Here is a 526-nt window from a genome sequence, read left to right on the forward strand (position 1 = left end):
AGCAGCTCCTGTAGCGCCTCCGTTACATAGTATGTTGGTTTGCGTAGTAGTGGCAGCAAGCGCTGTAGGCTGGGTTAATACCGCAGAAGCAGTTGCTGTACAACCGTTGGCATCGGTTACTGTTACGTTATAAGTACCAGCCGCAAGACCGGTTATGGTAGCTGTAGTAGCACCATTACTCCACAGGTAAGTATAGCCTGTAGTACCGCCTGTAGCAGTTACAGTAGCAGATCCGGTAGCACCTCCGTTACATAATATGTTGGTTTGAGAAGAAATTGAAGCCGATAAAGCAGTAGGCTGGGTTATGGTTACGGTTTTAACCAATGTACATCCGTTAGCATCGGTAATAGTACATGTCCATACTCCGGCTGTAAGACTCGATACAGATGCTGTACCGTCTCCTGTAGGGTTGCCCGGTGTCCAGTTATAAGTATATGCTGTAGTTCCACCTGTTACTGCTACTGTAGCAGCTCCTGTAGCACCTCCGTTACATAGTATGTTGGTTTGCGTTGTAGTAGCTGAAAGC

At 47.3% G+C, this 526-nt stretch carries 1 protein-coding gene; it reads right to left on the bottom strand.

Features of this window, described 5'->3' with window-relative positions:
* A partial coding sequence (locus ACLI1A_RS19555) for a SprB repeat-containing protein (protein ID WP_411410381.1) occupies positions 1–526 on the bottom strand: 526 nt, incomplete at both ends.

It is taken from the genome of Flavobacterium sp. RHBU_3, from assembly GCF_046613565.1.
Classification (GTDB): Bacteria; Bacteroidota; Bacteroidia; order Flavobacteriales; family Flavobacteriaceae; genus Flavobacterium.